Source organism: Planctopirus hydrillae, from assembly GCF_001707835.1.
Lineage (GTDB): Bacteria > Planctomycetota > Planctomycetia > Planctomycetales > Planctomycetaceae > Planctopirus > Planctopirus hydrillae.
The window spans coordinates 320,724-339,202 of the sequence record NZ_LYDR01000158.1 but is presented as its reverse complement, the minus strand read 5'-3'; the positions used below and the strand labels follow the sequence as shown (position 1 = coordinate 339,202).

Annotated in this window: 12 protein-coding genes; 7 read left to right on the top strand and 5 right to left on the bottom strand. The window is 53.4% G+C overall.

The genetic code is table 11. The annotated features are described in order from the left end of the window. The 3 genes from A6X21_RS23170 to A6X21_RS23155 all read left to right on the top strand — a co-directional run. A partial coding sequence (locus A6X21_RS23170; protein WP_131818517.1) for an anthranilate synthase component I family protein occupies positions 1-572 on the top strand: 572 nt, incomplete at its 5' end. A 108-nt stretch (positions 573-680) separates the two neighbouring features. Next, positions 681-1,358: an anthranilate synthase component II gene (locus A6X21_RS23165; protein WP_068853378.1), complete on the top strand. Its 678-nt coding sequence runs from the start codon at positions 681-683 to the stop codon at positions 1,356-1,358. A 371-nt stretch (positions 1,359-1,729) separates the two neighbouring features. Beyond that, positions 1,730-2,680, top strand: a complete 951-nt coding sequence (locus A6X21_RS23155) for a thioredoxin family protein (protein ID WP_068853375.1) — start codon at positions 1,730-1,732, stop codon at positions 2,678-2,680. Between the two features lie 142 nt (positions 2,681-2,822). Here A6X21_RS23155 and A6X21_RS23150 read toward each other — a convergent pair whose 3' ends face one another. Then, complete coding sequence (locus tag A6X21_RS23150) at positions 2,823-7,319, bottom strand: amidohydrolase family protein (protein WP_131818516.1); 4,497 nt, start codon at positions 7,317-7,319, stop codon at positions 2,823-2,825. Positions 7,320-7,983: 664 nt separating this feature from the next. Here A6X21_RS23150 and A6X21_RS23145 point away from each other — a divergent pair. Together A6X21_RS23145 and rho are read left to right on the top strand one after the other, a co-directional pair. Continuing rightward, positions 7,984-8,187 carry a hypothetical protein gene (locus A6X21_RS23145; protein WP_131818515.1) on the top strand — a complete coding sequence of 68 codons (204 nt, stop codon included), beginning with the start codon at positions 7,984-7,986 and terminating at the stop codon, positions 8,185-8,187. Positions 8,188-8,592: 405 nt separating this feature from the next. Next, positions 8,593-10,977, top strand: coding sequence for a transcription termination factor Rho (gene rho / locus A6X21_RS23140; RefSeq protein WP_240490379.1), 2,385 nt, complete (start codon positions 8,593-8,595; stop codon positions 10,975-10,977). Positions 10,978-11,098: 121 nt separating this feature from the next. Here rho and A6X21_RS23135 read toward each other — a convergent pair whose 3' ends face one another. The 3 genes from A6X21_RS23135 to A6X21_RS23125 all read right to left on the bottom strand — a co-directional run bounded on the left by A6X21_RS23135 (position 11,099) and on the right by A6X21_RS23125 (position 14,153). After that, on the bottom strand, positions 11,099-11,710 hold the full coding sequence (locus A6X21_RS23135) for a hypothetical protein (protein ID WP_131818514.1): 612 nt from the start codon (positions 11,708-11,710) through the stop codon (positions 11,099-11,101). A gap of 261 nt (positions 11,711-11,971) precedes the next feature. Further along, complete coding sequence (locus A6X21_RS23130) at positions 11,972-12,754, bottom strand: DNA topoisomerase I (RefSeq protein ID WP_068853371.1); 783 nt, start codon at positions 12,752-12,754, stop codon at positions 11,972-11,974. A gap of 58 nt (positions 12,755-12,812) precedes the next feature. Next, positions 12,813-14,153 (bottom strand): reverse transcriptase family protein, encoded by a 1,341-nt coding sequence (locus tag A6X21_RS23125; RefSeq protein WP_165603917.1) that lies wholly within the window; start codon positions 14,151-14,153, stop codon positions 12,813-12,815. Positions 14,154-14,520: 367 nt separating this feature from the next. On the opposite strand from A6X21_RS23125, the gene A6X21_RS23120 reads away from it, so the two are divergent. Next, positions 14,521-15,192 carry a site-2 protease family protein gene (locus tag A6X21_RS23120; protein ID WP_165603916.1) on the top strand — a complete coding sequence of 224 codons (672 nt, stop codon included), beginning with the start codon at positions 14,521-14,523 and terminating at the stop codon, positions 15,190-15,192. A gap of 79 nt (positions 15,193-15,271) precedes the next feature. Next, complete coding sequence (locus A6X21_RS23115; RefSeq protein ID WP_068853367.1) at positions 15,272-15,748, top strand: hypothetical protein; 477 nt, start codon at positions 15,272-15,274, stop codon at positions 15,746-15,748. A 103-nt stretch (positions 15,749-15,851) separates the two neighbouring features. Here A6X21_RS23115 and clpB read toward each other — a convergent pair whose 3' ends face one another. Beyond that, on the bottom strand, positions 15,852-18,467 hold the full coding sequence (clpB, locus tag A6X21_RS23110; RefSeq protein ID WP_068853365.1) for an ATP-dependent chaperone ClpB: 2,616 nt from the start codon (positions 18,465-18,467) through the stop codon (positions 15,852-15,854). Positions 18,468-18,479 lie beyond the last annotated feature (12 nt).

The following is an 18,479-nucleotide window of genomic DNA, read 5'->3' as shown; positions in this document are numbered from 1 at the left end:
TTGAGACACGCCCCATCAAGGGGACACGCCGGAGGCAAGGTGCTGAAGCGGATTTGTTTTTGCGCGATGAATTGCGAGAAAGCCGCAAAGATGTCGCCGAGAATGTCATGATTGTGGATCTGCTGAGAAACGATCTCTCGCGGGTTTGTCGTGCTGGCAGTGTGAACGTTCCTGCATTGTGCGAAGTGGAGACCTATCGGACTGTTCAACATCTCGTGAGTGTTGTTACAGGAGAACTCTCGGAACCTTTCAACTCCTGGGATGCCTTGCGAGCCTGTTTTCCCGGTGGTTCAATCACGGGGGCACCGAAAGTTCGAGCGACGGAAATCATTGCAGAACTGGAACCCACCACACGAGGCCCTTACACGGGAACATTGTTCTACATGACGCCCGATCTGTGGTGTGACAGCAGTATTCTCATTCGCACGTTCATCGCGAGCGAGGGCTGGCTGCAACTGGGAGTCGGGGGAGGGATTGTTGTCAATTCCAACCCGGTTCAAGAGTTCGAGGAGACATTAACCAAAGCCTCCGGAATGCTTACGGCTCTGACTCGACCCCATTCGAGCGAGTAAAGACCTATTTGCGTCCAATTGTTCCTTCTGAAGGGCATGTGATGCTATCTTCGTGATGCCACGTTGGCCACCATAGACCGCCCATCGACCACGCCTGATAAGTGTCACATGCTGCTGATCATCGACAACTATGACAGCTTCGTCCAGAACGTCGCCCGCTATCTGGTCGAGCTTGGGCAGAGCGTTCGTGTCGTCCGAAATGATCTCCTTTCGATCCAGCAGATCATCGAGCTGGCTCCGTCTGCCATTGTCATCTCACCTGGCCCATGCTCACCTACAGAAGCGGGGATTTCTCTGGAAGTCATCAAGCAACTATCAGGGCAGATTCCCATACTCGGCATCTGCCTGGGTCATCAGGCGATTGGTGCTGCATTTGGTGGGAAGGTTGTGCGGGCACATCGTCCCCTCCATGGAGAATCTTCAAGCGTCACTCATCAAGGCCACGCACTTTTCCATGGTCTGCCAGAAACTTTTCAAGCCGGCCGCTATCACTCACTGGTGATTGATCATCATGATCTGCCAGACGAACTGGAGCCACTGGCATGGACTCTCGATGCACCACACGATATCCCCGTCCTGATGGCCGTTGGCCATCGAACCCATGCCACTTTTGGAGTGCAATTTCATCCGGAATCGATACTGACACAAGGTGGCCACCGACTGCTGTCCAACTTCCTTAACCTGGCCAAACTCCCCTCGTCAAATCATCCTGCTGAATCAAAAGTTGAGTCCCACCCACCGGAAACAGGGAATTCAGTAGCAGGCAGAGCGGCTGTCTTCTGGTGAAGAATGTTCCTGAATCGATCCTTCAAAAAACATCTCGCAAGAAGCCAAACACGATCTGCCCTCGTCAAACTCTACCCAGATCTCCAATTCTACTTATGCGCCAAAGCGCCCTTAAAGAGAGCAAAACTCAGTCTCTGTCGAGTTCTCTCAACATTCTCTTCACCGAAGAAACTTCCTGACGGCGGCAACTTTTTCATGAGGCAAGGTTGAGTGGTTGCAGTGTGAATGCTGCAAATCGGATTTGTCTTCGGAGCCGCCCACTCATGCTCTCTTCATGTCTGCACTGTTCAAGCCTGGATGCACAGTCCTCTATCTGTTCCAACCGAATCGTGGCTTTCCAGAAAGCACTGCGATCGATGGGAATGGTTCTCATGGTCTTAATCACAGGACAATCGGCCTGGGCGCAGTATCCACAGGGAGGGCAGGGGAGTGTGTGGCTGGGCAGCTATAACACAGCACTCCAGGAAGCCAATCGCGCGAACAAACCCGTGCTGCTGCATTTCTCAGCCACATGGTGCGGACCTTGCCAACAGATGGAGCGGGGTGTCTTTCCTCATCCTCAAGTTCAACAGCTCTTGCGCAGCTCTGTGGCCGCTGTGAAAGTCGACTCCGATCAGAATCCACAACTCGTTCAACAGTATGGCGTCCGGGGGTTGCCCGCCGATGTCATGATCGATCCCAGAAACGGAAAAGTTCTCCTGCATTCCGAGAACTATCTCGATGTCGGAGCCTACACGTCGATGATTGACGGAGTGGCTCAAAAATACTCGATGAGCGTGGCCCAGGCTGCACCGGCTCAAAGGATGCAGAACAAGACACCAGCGACGCTTCCCGGGAATCAGAACTTCGAACGCAAATCGGCTCCCTCACAATCGATGTCTAATGCTGATGACGTTGGACTGGACGGTTTCAGTCCAGTGGCGTTGCAAAGAGCCAGACAATGGATGCGAGGTGACAGCCGTTTCGCGTGGGATCATCAGGGAATCACTTACTTCATGGCCTCAGAACAAGAGCTGGCTGATTTCAAACTGACACCCGAACAGTTTGCGCCGAAACTTCTGGGATGTGACCCCGTCGTATTATGGGACACAACCAAAGCCGTCAGTGGTTCAACTCAGTTCGCAGCGTTTTATGATGACAGTCTCTTCCTGTTCGTTTCTCGCGAATCGCGTGATCGATTCAAAGAAAACCCACGTCGTTACATGCGTACCGAACAAGTCCTTCGACGGACCGATGTGCAACGTCTCGTTCAGGCCCTGCCCGATGAGTCCTCAGATTCGACTCGTCAGGCTGAAAACCCTGCGAAAACCGAAGTCCGTTAAAACTCAAGGCATCGATCGATCATACTCAGGCGAGATCACAACCCCTCAAGTGATCTCGCCTGGGTGACTTTTCAACACCAGATCTGTGCAGACAAGTTCAGCTCAGGCGATTGACTTCTGCATAGATTCTGCACCGACCTTTTTAGGGAATCCGTACTTCAAAGCCACCCTGGGGAGGTTTGGGCAACCGAGCCTGATACTTCTTTGCCAGACGATGTTGTCTGGAATCAATCGGCACTGCAGTTCCGCCGATCAGAACGCCATGAATCTGCGTCCCCTGCAGAAGAATCGAGCCATCAGCAATCACCAGATCGGCTCGCTTACCGGGCGTGATCGATCCAGTCAGTTCACCGACTCCCAGAATCTCGGCAGCAGAGATCGTAATCGCTCGAATAGCCTCATTTTCCGGCAATCCGTAAGCCACAGAAGTCGCCGCATGGAACGGTGTATTGCGACTGTCGGGTGCTCCATCGGAACGAAACGCAATCTTGACACCGGCTTCGTGCAAACGCCCGGCATTGGCGTAACAGGCATCAAACGGATCCCAGGAGTGAATGGGCCGCCGGATGACACCACCCACAATCACAGGAATCTTCCGGGCGGCGAGTTCTTCAGCCAGTTTCCAGGCATCTGCCCCACCGGTAATCACGGCCTGGAGCTTCTCTGCTTCGATAAACAGAAGTGCTTCCGCAATCTGTTTCTCTGTATTGGCTTCGATGAACACCTTCTTCTCTCCAGAGGCATAGGGGATCATCGCCTCCAGGCGCAAATCCCTTTGTGTAAGCAAAGACTCTGGTGATTTCGACATCGCTGCCGCATACGTTCGGGCTGCAGTAAACATCGCTTTCAGTTCACGAATTGCTCCCTCATTTGAATCGCCACCTGGCCACTGGATCTGCAAACCCGCATCCCGGAGGAGTGTCATCTCGGCCGATGTCCAGCCCTGGAGAGCAATGATCGAGTTCTGCCCACTGATGCGACCACCTTGTGGACTTAAACCTGCCAGAGTAATTCCACCTGATCGTGCCGTGAAAATATGCTCAGAATCAGGATTCACAGCCGCCGCTGCGGCCAGATCTGGTTGGAACTGGCCAATCTCGGAGTAGTCCGAAGTGACAGAAAGCTGGCTGATCTCCGTAATTCCGACAGTTGTGCTGGCATCGATCATCCCCGGAAAAACTCGTCTTCCCTGGAGATCAATTCTCGTAATGGATGGATCGGCTTCAAGCTTCTCACCCAGTGCGAGAATCTTTCCCTCCTTGATGTGAAGCATTCCCTGCTTGATTTTCGCTTGATCGACGGGATGAATCTCACAATTGACCAGGAGATATTCGTTGCCCAGATTTTCAGGCCATTCCATCACTGGCAAACGCTTTTCCGCAGGAGGCCAGTCTGGTGCCGGAATTTTCTCAGAGGCTTTGGCAGCCGCCTCCGACATGACGGCCGGCTGCCTCGATCGATCGAAGTACCACTCACCACCAATGAATGTCTTTTCGCAACGGGAGAAGCCACTCATCGGGTGCGTATTGAAAATCGCAACATCGCCCAGTTTGCCAACTTCGATGGTGCCCACATGCTCATCGATTCCCAGCTCTCGAGCTGGATTTCTCGTCACAAACTGAAGTGCCACTTCGGGGGGGACATTTCCATGTCGAATGGATTTGGCGGCCTCATGGTTTAGAGCATTGGGAGTAACAGGGAAATCACTCTTGATCACCACACTGGCCCCCGCCTGCAGCAACATCGCTGCGTTGTAAGGGGTGGCATCGTAGGCCTCAACTTTGTAGGCCCAGTGATCAGCAAATGTACTGGTGCTGGCCCCATGGGCTGCGATTTCCGGAGCAATCTTGAATCCCTCAAGGACATGCTGCAGGGATTGAATGCGAATTCCGTGAGAACTGGCAACCCGGAGCAGCATGAGGATTTCATCAGACCGGTAACAATGCGAGTGAATCAGGATCTCGCCAGCAAGAATTTTTGATAAGGCTTCAAGACGCAGATCACGCCTTGGTGGAAGCGTTCTGGCTTTTTCCTCTGCAGAGAGTCGGTCATAAGCCATCCAGCGGGATCGATAATCGAGAGATTCGACAAAAGCTCTGGTAATGGTGGCTTCGACTCCCAGCCGCGTATTCGGGAAACGCCCATTCTTGCGTTTTACGTTTTCCCCGAGTGCAAACTTGACCCCCTGACGAGAGAAAGGGAATAAATGATCGTGGGTGGATGCACCGATCTTCATTTGAACGACCGCGTCCTGCCCGCCGATTGTATTCGCCGAACCGTGGAGCAGGCGGGCCGTGGTCAACCCTGTCGCCAGCCAGCGATACGAATCAGGATCTGTACCATCCACAATATCCCGAACACGGACTTCGCAGGTGATCGAGTTGGTGGCTTCATTCACTCCTCCCAGTCCACGCCCCATCATCATATGGCTGTGCGTATCAATCTGGCCGGGAACGACGAATTGGCCTGTGGCATCAATGACCGTCGTACCATCGGGAGCAGGAATGTCTGTTCCAATCGCCGTGATGCGCCCCGCCTGAATCAACACCGCATGACCTGCGAGCGATTGCCCCGTCCCAGTCAGCACAGTTCCGCCTTTGATCAGCACGTTTCCACCCGTTGACGGGGGACGTCTTTGTCGATCGGCCTTCAGTTCCACGGGAAGCTTTTTGGCAACCGCCGCCTTTTCTTGAGCATCTTTTTCGCTTTGGGCGGCCTCCAGATGCATCGGTTTCAAAGCATCTGCCGGTTTTTGTGGTTTCTCATTCTTCGATTCCCCCGATTCTTCGATCGTGGTGACTTCAATCGCCTGCAAAGCGGCACTCCCATCGATCTTTGTCGATTGAGGCTTGCGCTCGGCGGTGAAGTCAATCGCTGTTCCAAAGAGCGATTTCAATTTACCTGTCATCGTGTTGCCACGAACTGTCCCTTTGAATTCCAAGGTCACATCCCGGTCACCGGCTCCAATCGAGACCACGAACTCGACCTCCTGGCCTTTGACCGTCCCTTGTTTAATTCGACCATCTCCCTGTTCACTGGAGAATCGACCCGTCAATCGATCACCCGTTTGCACAATCGACAATGTGGCCATGAGTGAGTTTTCTGTAGCAGTGCTTTTCACGCGCCACTCACCACTCACTAGTCCTGCGCTATTCGAATCACTGCCAGCAGCCTTGCCGTCCTCGGATTTTCCGGACTCACTCAGTGGTTTGGCCTCGTGAGAAAACTCGAAGACCCGGCCTCCAATGACAACATATCGAACCACGCTTTTCGTGTTTGAGATCGGCCCATTGAGAATCGTAAAGTTGGCCAGCTTCCCTGGTGCAATCGAACCAAGTTGCTGTTCTTGACCAAGAATCTGCGCCGGTTCCGAAGTTAACAGGGCAATTGCTTCTTCCTCTTTGAGCCCGCGCTCGATCATTTTCCGAATCACGCCGAGTAACTTCTGTGGTTGGTCGCTGAATCTCCGGCTGGAGAGACCGACTTTAATTCCACTGCGAAGAAGTGTTCGTGCCAGATCGAGTTCTTCCTGATACTCCAGGAGCGAATTTTCCTGAACGTCCTTGGGAGGTTTTTTGCCTCGTCCCGCGAGACCTGCAGGCGATTCTTCGACTTTTGGCGCATCATCAGCATTGAGTGCGAGGATCACCGGCGTCTGTGTCGATTTGAGAAGTTCGATCTGCTGACGGGCTTCTTTGCCTCCCCAGATGATGACCTTAAGACCGTGCTCTTCACCCAGTCGAATCGCGCGCTCGATGTCGTTGGCAGTATCCGCAATGATGACCGCCGGCCGCCCCGATCGCTTGAACTCGATCAGCGACTCCCACCCGGCATCTTTGGGTGGACGACTAATCCCCGGGCTCCCGCTGGCAGCTAACTTCAAATGCTGCTCGTGTCGCATGGCGTCGAGCCAGACCTGACGGAAAAGAGCCACCTGACCCATGACTGTGGATGGATAGACACCAAACGACTGCGGCGAGAATTCAAAGACCTGTCCTGCGCCAGCACCCAACCATTCTTCACGGGGTGGCTTATCGCCCAACTGGAGGAGCACACCCTGGCCACTACAGATTCTCCCCGACGGCCAGATCGCGACTGTCGTAAAACCTGCTCCGCGCAGCTTCGAGGTACCGGCAAATTCTCGGGGTAGCCGGGACATGACATCAAAGTCGGGAGTAAATCCAGTGCGCAGATCGCTGGGGAGATGGGCGAGAGAAGTCTGCTCCAAACCCATTTCCTGCATTGGCATAAGGGGGATATTTTGTTCCAGGCCACTCGGGAGGCCGGCATTGATCCATCCCGGATAGATGTGCAAACCAGCGGCATTAATGATTGATGTACCGGGAGGAATCACGCCGTTCGGAATGACATCCGTAATCACACCGTCCCGGGAGAGAATCAGCCGGCTCTTTTCAGTCTTAGCGGAAGCGTCGTCCAATACTTTTTCGTCAGGAGTATTGAGATGCCAACTGCCTCCTTCAATGGCTAACTGCCGAAAGGGATGCGGAACCGCTTCCTGGGCCAACAGTTGAGCAGTTCCTCCGGTGAAGGTGAGGATTAAGCCAGTGAGCAATGCCCGCTGTAGAATTGCTGGTGCGCAGAAAACCCGGCGTTTAAAAACGATGGCGAGAATAGACAAACCCAACCCCTTCTAGAATCGATGAAGACGATACAGGAGAAAGAGTTCGCGCAACTCCCCCAGATTCAAATTCGTCTACCAGAGAAAATACGACCTCAACCTGAGGGTTTTCCAGTGTGGAATCTGCAATAGAATTGAAAAAGTTCAATCAGGGACAAGACTTTACGATTGACAGATTCGTAATCGCCGATACCATCAGGCTACAGAAGTCGATTTCCAGGTCGGCTTAGCAGGTCTATGACCACTGTCTCCGGGTGATCGTCGTTTTTGATGTCCCCAATTGTCTGCTGACTCTCACCTCCACACAGTGATGTGTCAGGTTGAGAATCGTAAGTTTTCCGACAGAACCCTTCCTTGGCGGGTTCTGCCAGAAAATCCCGTCGATTCGTGAGCAGATCGTGCAGCCTTGAGTATGCAACATTCTTCAGGCTGCATGGCGATTTCAGATGGTGCGATGGAATTGCTGAGTACTGACTCGTGCTCTTTGTTCTAACGATGTGTTGATTGTTTCTGTGCTTTCTGGTCTGTGTTGTCTGGATAGTGGTTTTATCCCTGGCTGACTTTTTCTGCCAGATCCATACAGGTTCAGAGACAGGACATCTTCCGTATCAGGCAGCAGATCTGTCGCTGGCGTAACATATCATCTGCCTGAATGTACTTTTCGGTGGAATTGCTGGATCCCGTATTTGGGATCACTATGTCCGGAGTTGCTGAAATTCAGCATGACTGGCGATCAGTATTACAGGCCATCAGCATTGCAGGAACATCGCTCGATTTGCTGATCAACCTTCTTCTGGCAGTTTCTTGGATGGAAAATATCACTTCAGTGGCTTTCTTCTGGATGTTGACAGCGGCTTCTGGATCGTGACAGGAGTCTATAAGAGTCCGGATCACATGTTTTCTGAACTCTTTCGGAACATGCCATTCATGATGAGGCCAATGCCAAGTGAATCTAAATGTGAGGCGGATCTGAACATAAAGCGAACTGCCGATCGTCGATCACCCTGAAATCTGTCACAAACTCCATTTCTGCTTAGAGATTTTCGTATCGGTATTGAAGATTTGCCCGTGAGCAAAGGTTTTCGAAATTGCCATTCATCAGGAAGGCAGGCTCCATACCTCGACTTCCTGACCTCAGTCTGTCGCACAAATCGACCAATGGCGGAACTCCTCCAGGATTTTGGGCGGCAGATCAATTGTTGCTGTGATGTGTACGACTGAGATTAACTCTCGTGCATGTCGACTTTTCGAGATTGAAACTTAGAGATTACGCATGACTGAAAAACGCCCAGGGGCACGACGCCCAACGCGCCGCCGCTCAGACGATGTTGAGAACTCGGCTGAGACACCCAAGCCTGTGATTGAAGAGGTCTTTGAGGAAGTCGCAGGGCTCCACCGCGAATTTGATGGCGAGGAACCTCCTAAGCCAAAACGGACGCGGACTCCTCGAGCCACATCAACAGGCTCCCGCAGCGCAGGCGAGTCTTCGACCAGTGAATCGGCTCCCCGTGCCGAACGACCTTCACGCCGCAAACCGGCACCGGTCGATATCGAACCAGCTCCTGTAGCCGGGAGTGCCATGTTCTACGATCCGGTCGATGAATCAGACTTCACACCATCGCCTCGATCCCGAAAGTCGCAGGAAGATTCCAGTGCTGATGCGTTCCCAGTGAATGAAGAGCAGCCGGCTGCAACACGGCGTCGACGTGCTCCTTCGCGAAGCCCACGCGAAACATCAGCAGCCCCCAAAGCGCAAGATACTCCCAAAACACAAGATAACAGAGCACAGGACGACAGCGACTTCGGCTCTGGCCTCGATGACGTCGATTCGCCATCAAAAACGGCTGGTCCATCGAGAACTTCAGCCTCGAATGAAGGTGAATTTTCATCTGGAGATCAAGCCTCTTCCCGTACTCAGCGGCCACGCCGGTCGGCAGCGAGAACTGGTGGCGAAAGATCAAGTCGATACCAGAGTCGCGGAGACGGGCCTGCCGACGAATCAACGTCATTCGCACGTCGAGATCGATCGGAAGCCAGTAACAGATCCGAAACCAGGGACCGATCAGAAGCCATTGACTTTGAACCAGCACCTCGTTCTGGTGAGTCTTCTTCAGACGCTTACAATCGCGCTGGTGCTGAAGATGAGGGACCAAGATCAGGCCCTCGCGATGAGAGCAATTCCGGCGAAAGCTTTAATGAATCAGGCTATTCGGGCGAAAACTCGAACGATGGCACACCCGCGCGACGCCATGGTGGATTCAACGAAGGTGATGAGGGAGGCGACCCGAATGATGGAGGTCGCCGTCGTCGCCGCAGGCGCCGTCGTGGTCGCGGTGGCTCAGATGGTGGCCAGCAGGGCTCACAGGCACCTCGCGGACAGTTCGTTCCCCAGGGAAACAACAATCCCCGTGGCCGGAACAACAATAATCGCTCACAAGGTGGTCACCAGCGAAATCAGGGAGGAAACCGCCCCTATGATCAATCGCGTCGGGGGTCACAGAATCCTCAGGATCGCAATTACAACTCCGCTCCGCGCGGGCCGGAAGTCATTGAGCCCACCAGTGGCGTGCTCGAATTGCACCCCAAAGGCTATGGATTCCTTCGCGACCCCAAAGCCGGTTATGTCTCGCAGGAAACCGATCCGTTTGTGTCAGCCACGATCATTCAGAAATTTGGTCTGCGTGAAGGTGTGCTGATTCAGGGTGATATGGTTCAGGGCAGCCGAGGGCAGGGCCCACGTCTGCGGACAACCGAGTATATCGATGGCCGCACACCCGAAGATTACGCACAAATCAAGGGGTTTGACGATCTCACACCCATCAATCCCTTTGAGCAGATCCGCCTCGAAACCGGGCCCACCCCCATCACCATGCGAGTCATGGATTTGTTGACGCCGATCGGTAAAGGTCAGCGGGCACTCATTGTGGCTCCGCCCCGCAGTGGCAAAACCATGCTGCTGCAGGAGATCGCTGATGCCGTCAGCAAGAACCATCCAGAGATCTATCTGATTGTGCTGTTGATCGACGAACGTCCTGAAGAAGTGACCGAAATGCGTCGTCGCGTGCGCGGTGATGTCATTGCCTCCTCGATGGATCGTGAAGTCGAAAACCATGTGCGCGTCAGCCAGTTGATCTTCGAACGGGCCAAAAGGCTCACCGAGTCAGGGCGGGATGTCTTCATTCTGCTGGATTCGATTACCCGAACTGCCCGTGCTTTCAATAAATGGACAGGGAACACCGGTCGCACAATGTCCGGCGGTCTCGACATCAAGGCCATGGATATTCCCAAGAAGATGTTCGGCCAGGCCCGTCGTTTCGAAGAAGGGGGCTCACTCACTGTTGTCGGGACAGCCCTTGTCGAAACTGGCAGCAAAATGGACGACGTGATCTTCCAGGAGTTCAAGGGGACTGGCAACATGGAAATGGTGCTCAGCCGAGACCTGGCAGATCGTCGCATCTGGCCTGCCATTGATGTTTCAAAATCGGGGACTCGTCGCGAAGAAAAGATCCTCTCTCCCGAAGTGATGGAGGGGGTGACATTGCTCCGCCGCAGTCTGATTTCTTTGAGCCCTGTCGAAGCGATGGAGCAGATGGTTCGTATTCTCACCAAATACAAAACCAACGAAGAGTTCCTCGCCAAGGTTCGTTCGATCCTCTAACAGGGCTTCACCTTGCTCCTGATGGTGCACCCGTAAAAACTGGCTTCAGATAACGGATAAGCCCGTGTGCTGATGAATTTCAGCACGCGGGCTTATTTTTTGAACACACAGGCAACCGCCACTACCATTTTGTGAATTGAGGCGCTTGATCGAGCTGCCCATTGGAGGAGATGGGCTGGCCTTTTCCGTTCAAGAAGGGAGGGCGGGCAGGAGCATGGGCTGCAGGATGTCGCCGGGCATCCAATCGCTGGGCACGCTCCAAAGCTTCACGCGCTGCACGCTCCTGAATTTTCCGACGTGCGAGAGTGACCTGTTGTTCGTAAGCCGCCGCTGCACTTCGTGATGCCATCGCTTTAGCCGGAGATTGATCTGTTGGCAGGTCGGCATTCGATGACTTGGCTGGCGGAATTATTGCTGGCTCCTGCCCGGCTTGAGAATATGAGACCTGCTGTGTTCGATCGACGTCAGTACCATTTGAACTGGTCGTTTCAGAGTTGCTGTTGGCCTGTGCTGGTGGGGGAGGATTCTTCGATCCCGCAGGCGTCTGATCTTCAAACAGGAGCGGGAGCGGGCCTAGTTCCTGCACCAGATTTTCTGTGGTCACCTTGGGCCTGACGAGTTCCGGATCATGCTGAAAACGAATGACCTCCTGCGCCAGACTGGTTTCCAGAGAGAGTACCAGTGCAGGGAGCGAGAATGACAGGCCAACGACATTGAACCATGACTGAGGCATGTCATTAAACTCCGACGTTTCCATGGGGCCTTGAAGAACTCAACGATTTGATTTCAACGGTGTGATTTCTGAGGCCTGCCGAGATTCCAGCAATTGCTGTCGATACACCTTGCCCCTGAATATGAAATTCGACCAATCAGACCTGTCGTCTTGAGAAACTTTAACGGTCATAAGCAATTTCATACCGGAACTTCGGTGAAAACTGCCGCACGGGAGCCGCTCTGAAGCCAAAGGGCCACCGGTCATGGCTGGACGACGAGGTTATTGACCAGAAGTCGGTGCTGGTGATGTCGGCGTAAGCACTGGATGTTCGATGGCGGCGCCCTCAGTGCTTTTGGGTGATTCCAAATCGTCACTCTGCTCTTTTTCAAGTTCTGCCGACTCAAGTTCTGCCGAATGATGCAGAGCATCTGCCAGTTGAGCCCTTTGAATTTGAATCGCTTCATCAAATTGATTGAGGACATCGATGGCTCGATCACGCGATGTCACCAGTCCGATAATCAGGTACTGAATAATCGCCAGACCATAACAGGCCCAGCCGACCCAGCCATCCTGGAAGACAGCCATAATGGCAAAGACAGGAGATGACCGGTTGAGGTGCTTGCACAACAAACCTCGAATCAGATCCGGCAAGTAGCTCCAGCACGCCTTGATACGTCCATGGGGCGGCATCTTGAAGGGAGGTGGCCCGGGATGAATGATCGCAAACAGACCTTGATCAGGCATGCCTTCAATCACACCAATGGCGAGCATTAATCGACCGGCCAGAATCATCCAGCCCTTTTCCTCTCGAAGATCCAGTGGCACCCAGCCAAAGAAGGCCTGCTCCATATTGGCCGAGGCGACCAGCAGCAGAATCGCTCCGCGGAACCAGAGTTCAAGATCTCGCTCAAGCTCCCGATCAAGCCCGTTCACTCGGACAACACGCTTCAAAAACCAGCGAAACAGCGGAACAGCCATCAAACCGATGATCAGGCGCGTGACTGGTTTCAGTATCGGAGCCAGTAGTTGCGGCGGTATCAATAATCGCAGCAACTCCAGCATGCGTGAAAACTCCTTCAGTGTGATGCCAACTTACTGACGCACAAACCTTGGCAAAAGATCATGAATTCCAGTTGATCTTCTCAAAAATCTTCTGCAAACGCACTCCCCGGTCAGGATTCAAATGCCGGATATGTGCCACCCGGCCCTGAAGATGAGCTCGAAAATCAACCTGTTGATCTCGATTCTGTGTCTGATGACCATGCCGCACGCAATTGTGCAAAATCGCTTTGAGTTGATCGTAGTCTCTTCGAGAGCAATTTGGACTCTGATTAACGACCACACCAGTGACTGTCTGCCGATTCGACTGACGGAGAATCCTTCGCTTCGCGGGCTGAGAATGAAAACGGCACTGCACAATCACCTGATCAGTCAGTGGCACAAATCTTTTGAGTTGTTTCAAAAACCGATGATCACCCGAGAATGTGAGATCGTCTGCGTAACGGGTGTAAATCGCACCAAATCGACGCGCTAAACCCGTCAAACGCACGTCCAATGAATAGGCCGCCAGATTGGCAAGAGCCGGAGAAGTGGGCGCGCCTTGTGGTAAGTGACGCCTGGTGAACTGCATGATCGAATAAGGATTCTTATCAGGAAATGCCATACCAATTGGCAATGCGGAGGTCGTCAATCGCGCCAGCCATAACGCCATTTCGCGAGAGTACCCCAGGGAACGAAAGATCGCGACGACTTTTGAAAATGTGACCGACGGATAGAAATCTTTCAGATCAAACTTCACTACGACAGCTCTGCCGGCATGTAACTGAGCGTTCGAAAGAATGTCACAGTTCGGGACAAAACCATGGGCCGCTGGATGTGCGGGAACGAGATCAAGAATCTGCCTGAGAATGATCTCCTGCACTTTTTTGAGTGCCGGTTTGGGCGCTTCAATGAGCCGGTGCCCCGAGCGCTTTTTGCGGATCCATTTCAGCCAGTAATGCGATTTTTTTTCGGTGGGAGGTCGCCCATGATCCGCCAGATGAATCAACCCTGCCAGCCGACCAATTGGCAGCCCTAAAAACTGACTTAATTCATCGAGAGTGGTGAGGACTGGCAACCGATGTTGCTGCAGCAAATCGACGCGCGTATCCGTCAGCAGATTCAGAAACTGCTTACGTCGGCGCGTACGGGCATATCTGGCATAAACGTACGGAAGCTGATCGACTTGAGTTCCACGCCCCTCGATGCGCCATTGTCGCACCATTTCGGGTGATCGATATCTGAGTCGTGGAAGTTTCGGAGTTGTTGTGGAACCGATCCATTGCCGCTTCTGGCCACTGGCTCGATTCGCAGGAGGGCTACTCGGCAAGGCGTGGTTGGAACCCGTCGGTCGCCACCAACTCCAGAACCAACTCCACAAACCCATGAAGACATCCTTGCCCTGGCAATGCATCGTCTGCATTGAATTCCCTAAAGTATCGACCGCCGGGTCGCACAACCAATGCCTGTTTCGAATCCTGTCTACGGTGGAACCACCGTAGACAGGATTCCAGTTCAGTATGGGAGCAATCATTCGAGCACGGGGTAACCCCGCACCGGCCAGGCTTTTCAGCGATATGGCCTCTTCTTGTGCGACCCGGCGGCCGACGTCTGGAGTTTACACGGATTTCCACGACTCACCAAGCGGCTTTTTGGTGAACGGTTTTCCCACAATTTCTGCAGGGATGTGAATCCTCGTTCTCTGAGGGAATACACGAGCAGACGTTTCAACTATGCTATGACGAATCGTTCGTCAAAAGATGACTCACCAAAAAGAGAAACCGATCGATATGTTTTCTGCAGGTCCAACTCCGCTGGACGTCACCTTTGTGCTGTTTGGCATTCCCGTTCGCGTGAACCCGATGTTCTGGCTGATGGCCGCTGCTCTGGGTTGGGGATCAGGTGACCTTCCACTGGTGCTGATCTGGGTGTGGTGTGTCTTTTTCTCAGTACTCATTCATGAACTGGGACACGCTCTGACAGCCGAGTGGTTTGGCTGGCGCAGTTCGATCCTGCTCTATTTTGGGGGAGGGCTGGCCTTCTCAGATCGGTACGTCAATAACACACCCGGGCGGTCCGTGATCATGTCGTTAATGGGCCCGATGGCTCAATTCCTGCTCCTGGGAATCGTGCTGATCGTTTTATTGGCCTTACGCGCCTTTCAAATCGAGATTCCGCCCTATGCATCGACCGCGTTTAACTATCTGATCATCATCAATATTTTCTGGCCGATCTTGAATCTGCTCCCGATTCTGCCACTCGATGGAGGCCGCATTCTGCAGGGCCTGCTCGACATGTTCCGCATCCGACGGCGAAGTGATATCTCCCGGGGAATCAGCGTGGTTCTCGCGGCGGCCGTCGCCGTCTGGTGCTTTTCCGAAAACATGCCCTTCGGCACGATCATGTTCGGTTTGATTGCCTGGCAGAACGCCAGCGGAGCCTTCGATTCCAGGGCGTACTGATTCATTGCTTGTTTAAAGCTGAAAAGTAGGCCAAATTCACCAATCACTTGAGAGATGACGTCATTCGGGAACTCTTCCAGTGGCAAACCAAAAAACCTCCACACCACAGAGCCGGAGCTACATTCACAAAGCCTGTGATATGGCTACAGAAGTGGATGGCGGTGAGTTTCAGGCACTGGCAGATCCATTAGCAGATATGAAACAGACCTATTGTGCGACCTGTGAAGACTACTTCCCGGTCCGTGAATTTCGCTGGGAAGATACGAACGAAACACTTTCCAAGTACTACGCCAGGCACTCGCAAAAGGCCTCGGAAATGGCTCGCTTCCTGGGTCGCCGGGACGGCATGCTCGCACTCTGCCTGCTCGGAGCAGGTTTGGGAGTACTTGCAGGGATTGCCATCGGCCTCATGAAGGGTCTTGGCCTGGGAATCCTGTTGGCAATCATCCTGGGAATCATCGGCCTTGTCGGTGGATTTTGCCTGCAGGCGTTTGTTGTCAATCCGCTGTTGCTTTTGATGATCTGTGGTGAATGGGATCCCCGTCGACTCAAGTAATCACTCAACGCGCTTTCGACGACATGCAGATATCAAAATCGCCCGCCCATCACTTTCGATGAGCGGGCGATCTTTGAACTTGAAAGCTTCGAGCAAGGCGATCTCATTCTCGCGATGCAGTAAAGGTAAACTCGCCGTGATGAGCATCGACCCTTACGACGTTGGATTCGCTGAATTCACCCGACAGTAACGAGTTGGCCAGTTCGTTCTGCAACCTTTGCTGAATGACTCGCTTGAGAGGCCGGGCCCCATAGGTGGGATCGTAACCTTCGGTCGCGAGAACATCCTTCACGCTGTCGCTGACTTCGAGGCGAATATCGTGTTCGGCCAGCCGCTTGATCAGTTTGGCAAGCTGCAGATCGACAATCTGTCGAATTTCCTTTTTGCCGAGGGGATGGAAAACGATCACTTCATCCACGCGGTTGAGGAACTCGGGCAAGAATTCCTTTCGCAGTGCTCCCATCACTCGGCTGTAGATCTCCCCTTCATCATCAGTTCCCGAAAGATCCATGATGAGCTGACTGCCGATATTCGACGTCATGACGATAATCGTGTTCGTGAAGTCCACAGTTCGTCCCTGACCATCCGTCAAACGGCCATCATCGAGAACCTGGAGCAAAACATTGAAGACATCGCGATGGGCTTTTTCGACTTCATCCAGCAACAGCACGCTATAAGGCCTGCGGCGAACAGCCTCTGTCAGCTTGCCGCCTTCTTCGTAACCCACATAACCGGGCGGGGCACCGATCAACCGAGCCACGGAGTGCTTCTCCATGAACTCGCTCATATCGATACGCACCATCGCCTTTTCATCATCAAACAGAAACTCAGCCAAGGCCTTGCAAAGCTCCGTCTTGCCGACACCCGTCGGTCCCAGAAACATGAAGGAGCCAATCGGTCGATTCGGATCCTGCATACCCGAACGAGCTCGCCGGACGGCATTGGAAACCGCTGTGACAGCTTCTTCCTGGTTGATCATCCGCTTATGAATCTGATCTTCCATCGAAAGCAGTTTGGCTTTTTCAGTCTGCATCATGCGGGCCACGGGAATCCCCGTCCAATGGCTGACGACTTTGGCGATATCCTCATCAGTCACTTCTTCGCGCAGAAGCCGCTGGGTGTTGTCTAAAGTGGCCACTCGGGATTCGGCTCCCTGCAATGCGGCCTGAGCGGCTTTCAATTCCTGCTCCGTCTGAAAAGCCCGCACGAAGTCTTCGTTATTGTTGGTCCGCTGAGCCTGGGCGAAAGCCTGCTCATAAGCCGTTCGCAGTTTCTCGATTTTCTCCTTCATCGGACGAATGCCGGAAAGTGCTTCCTTCTCGGTCTGCCAGCGCACTTTCAGCGCAGTCACCGATTCTTCCTTCTCGGCAATCTCCTTCCGGATGGAGGCCAGGCGCTGCTGACTGTCCGGAGACGTTTCCCTGGCGAGAGCCGTGGCCTCAATCTGCAGACGTGTCAATGCTCGTGTCGCCTCGTCGATTTCGGCCGGCATCGAATCCATTTCCATGCGCAATCGGCTGGCGGCTTCATCGATCAGATCAATGGCCTTATCGGGCAGAAAACGATCCGCGATGTAACGATCCGACAGCTTGGCAGCGCTGATAATAGCATCGTCGGTAATTCGGACCCCGTGATGTGACTCGTACCGTTCCTTGAGCCCGCGCAAAATCGAGATTGTATCTTCCACACTGGGCTCATTGACCAGCACGGGCTGGAAGCGTCGTTCGAGAGCAGGGTCTTTCTCGATGTATTTGCGGTATTCATCGAGAGTCGTTGCACCAACGCAATGGAGTTCACCCCGGGCCAGGGCTGGCTTCAACAGATTCGAAGCATCGACAGCTCCTTCCGAAGAACCGGCACCTACAACCGTGTGAAGTTCATCAATAAAGAGAATGACTTTCCCTTCGGATTCGGTCACTTCCTTCAGCACAGCCTTCAGTCGATCCTCGAACTCGCCGCGATATTTCGCACCGGCAATCAGAGCCCCCATATCGAGAGCGATGACACGCTTGTTTTTAAGGTTTTGAGGAACATCTTCCAGCACAATGCGATGGGCCAGGCCTTCGACAATCGCCGTCTTACCAACACCGGCATCACCAATCAGCACAGGGTTGTTCTTGCGGCGGCGTGAAAGGACTTGAATGACGCGTCGAATCTCACTGTCACGGCCAATCACAGGGTCGATCTTCCCCAAGCGAGCCAGTGCGACGAGATCTTTGCCGTACTTTTCAAGTGCCTGATACTTGTCTTCGGGATTCTGATCCGTCACCTGCTGATGCCCGCGAATTGACTGCAGGGCCTTGAGAACATCGGATTCCTCAACTCCATTCATTTTCAGCAATCGACCAGCGACGTCGTCACTCTTGATCAGCGCCAGCAGCAGATGTTCGGTTGAAACGAACTGATCCTTCATCTGGTCAGCCAACTGCTGGCTCTTGTTGAGGACATCCATGAGCGCACTCGACGCTCCGACCTGTGAAGAACTCCCCGAGACCTTGGGGAGACGCGAGATCTCGCTGTCAACCAGGCTGGTGAGTTGAGTCAGCCGGACGCCGATTTTTTCGAGAATCGGGCGTACAACGCCACTCGATTCTTCCAACAAGGCTTTGATCAGATGCAAAGGCTGCACCTGGGGTTGTCCGTTATTTTCTGCGAGTTGTTGAGCTTCCTGCAGTGCCTCCTGGGCTTTAACAGTCAGTTTGTCGGCTCGGAATGCCATGGATGTCTCTCC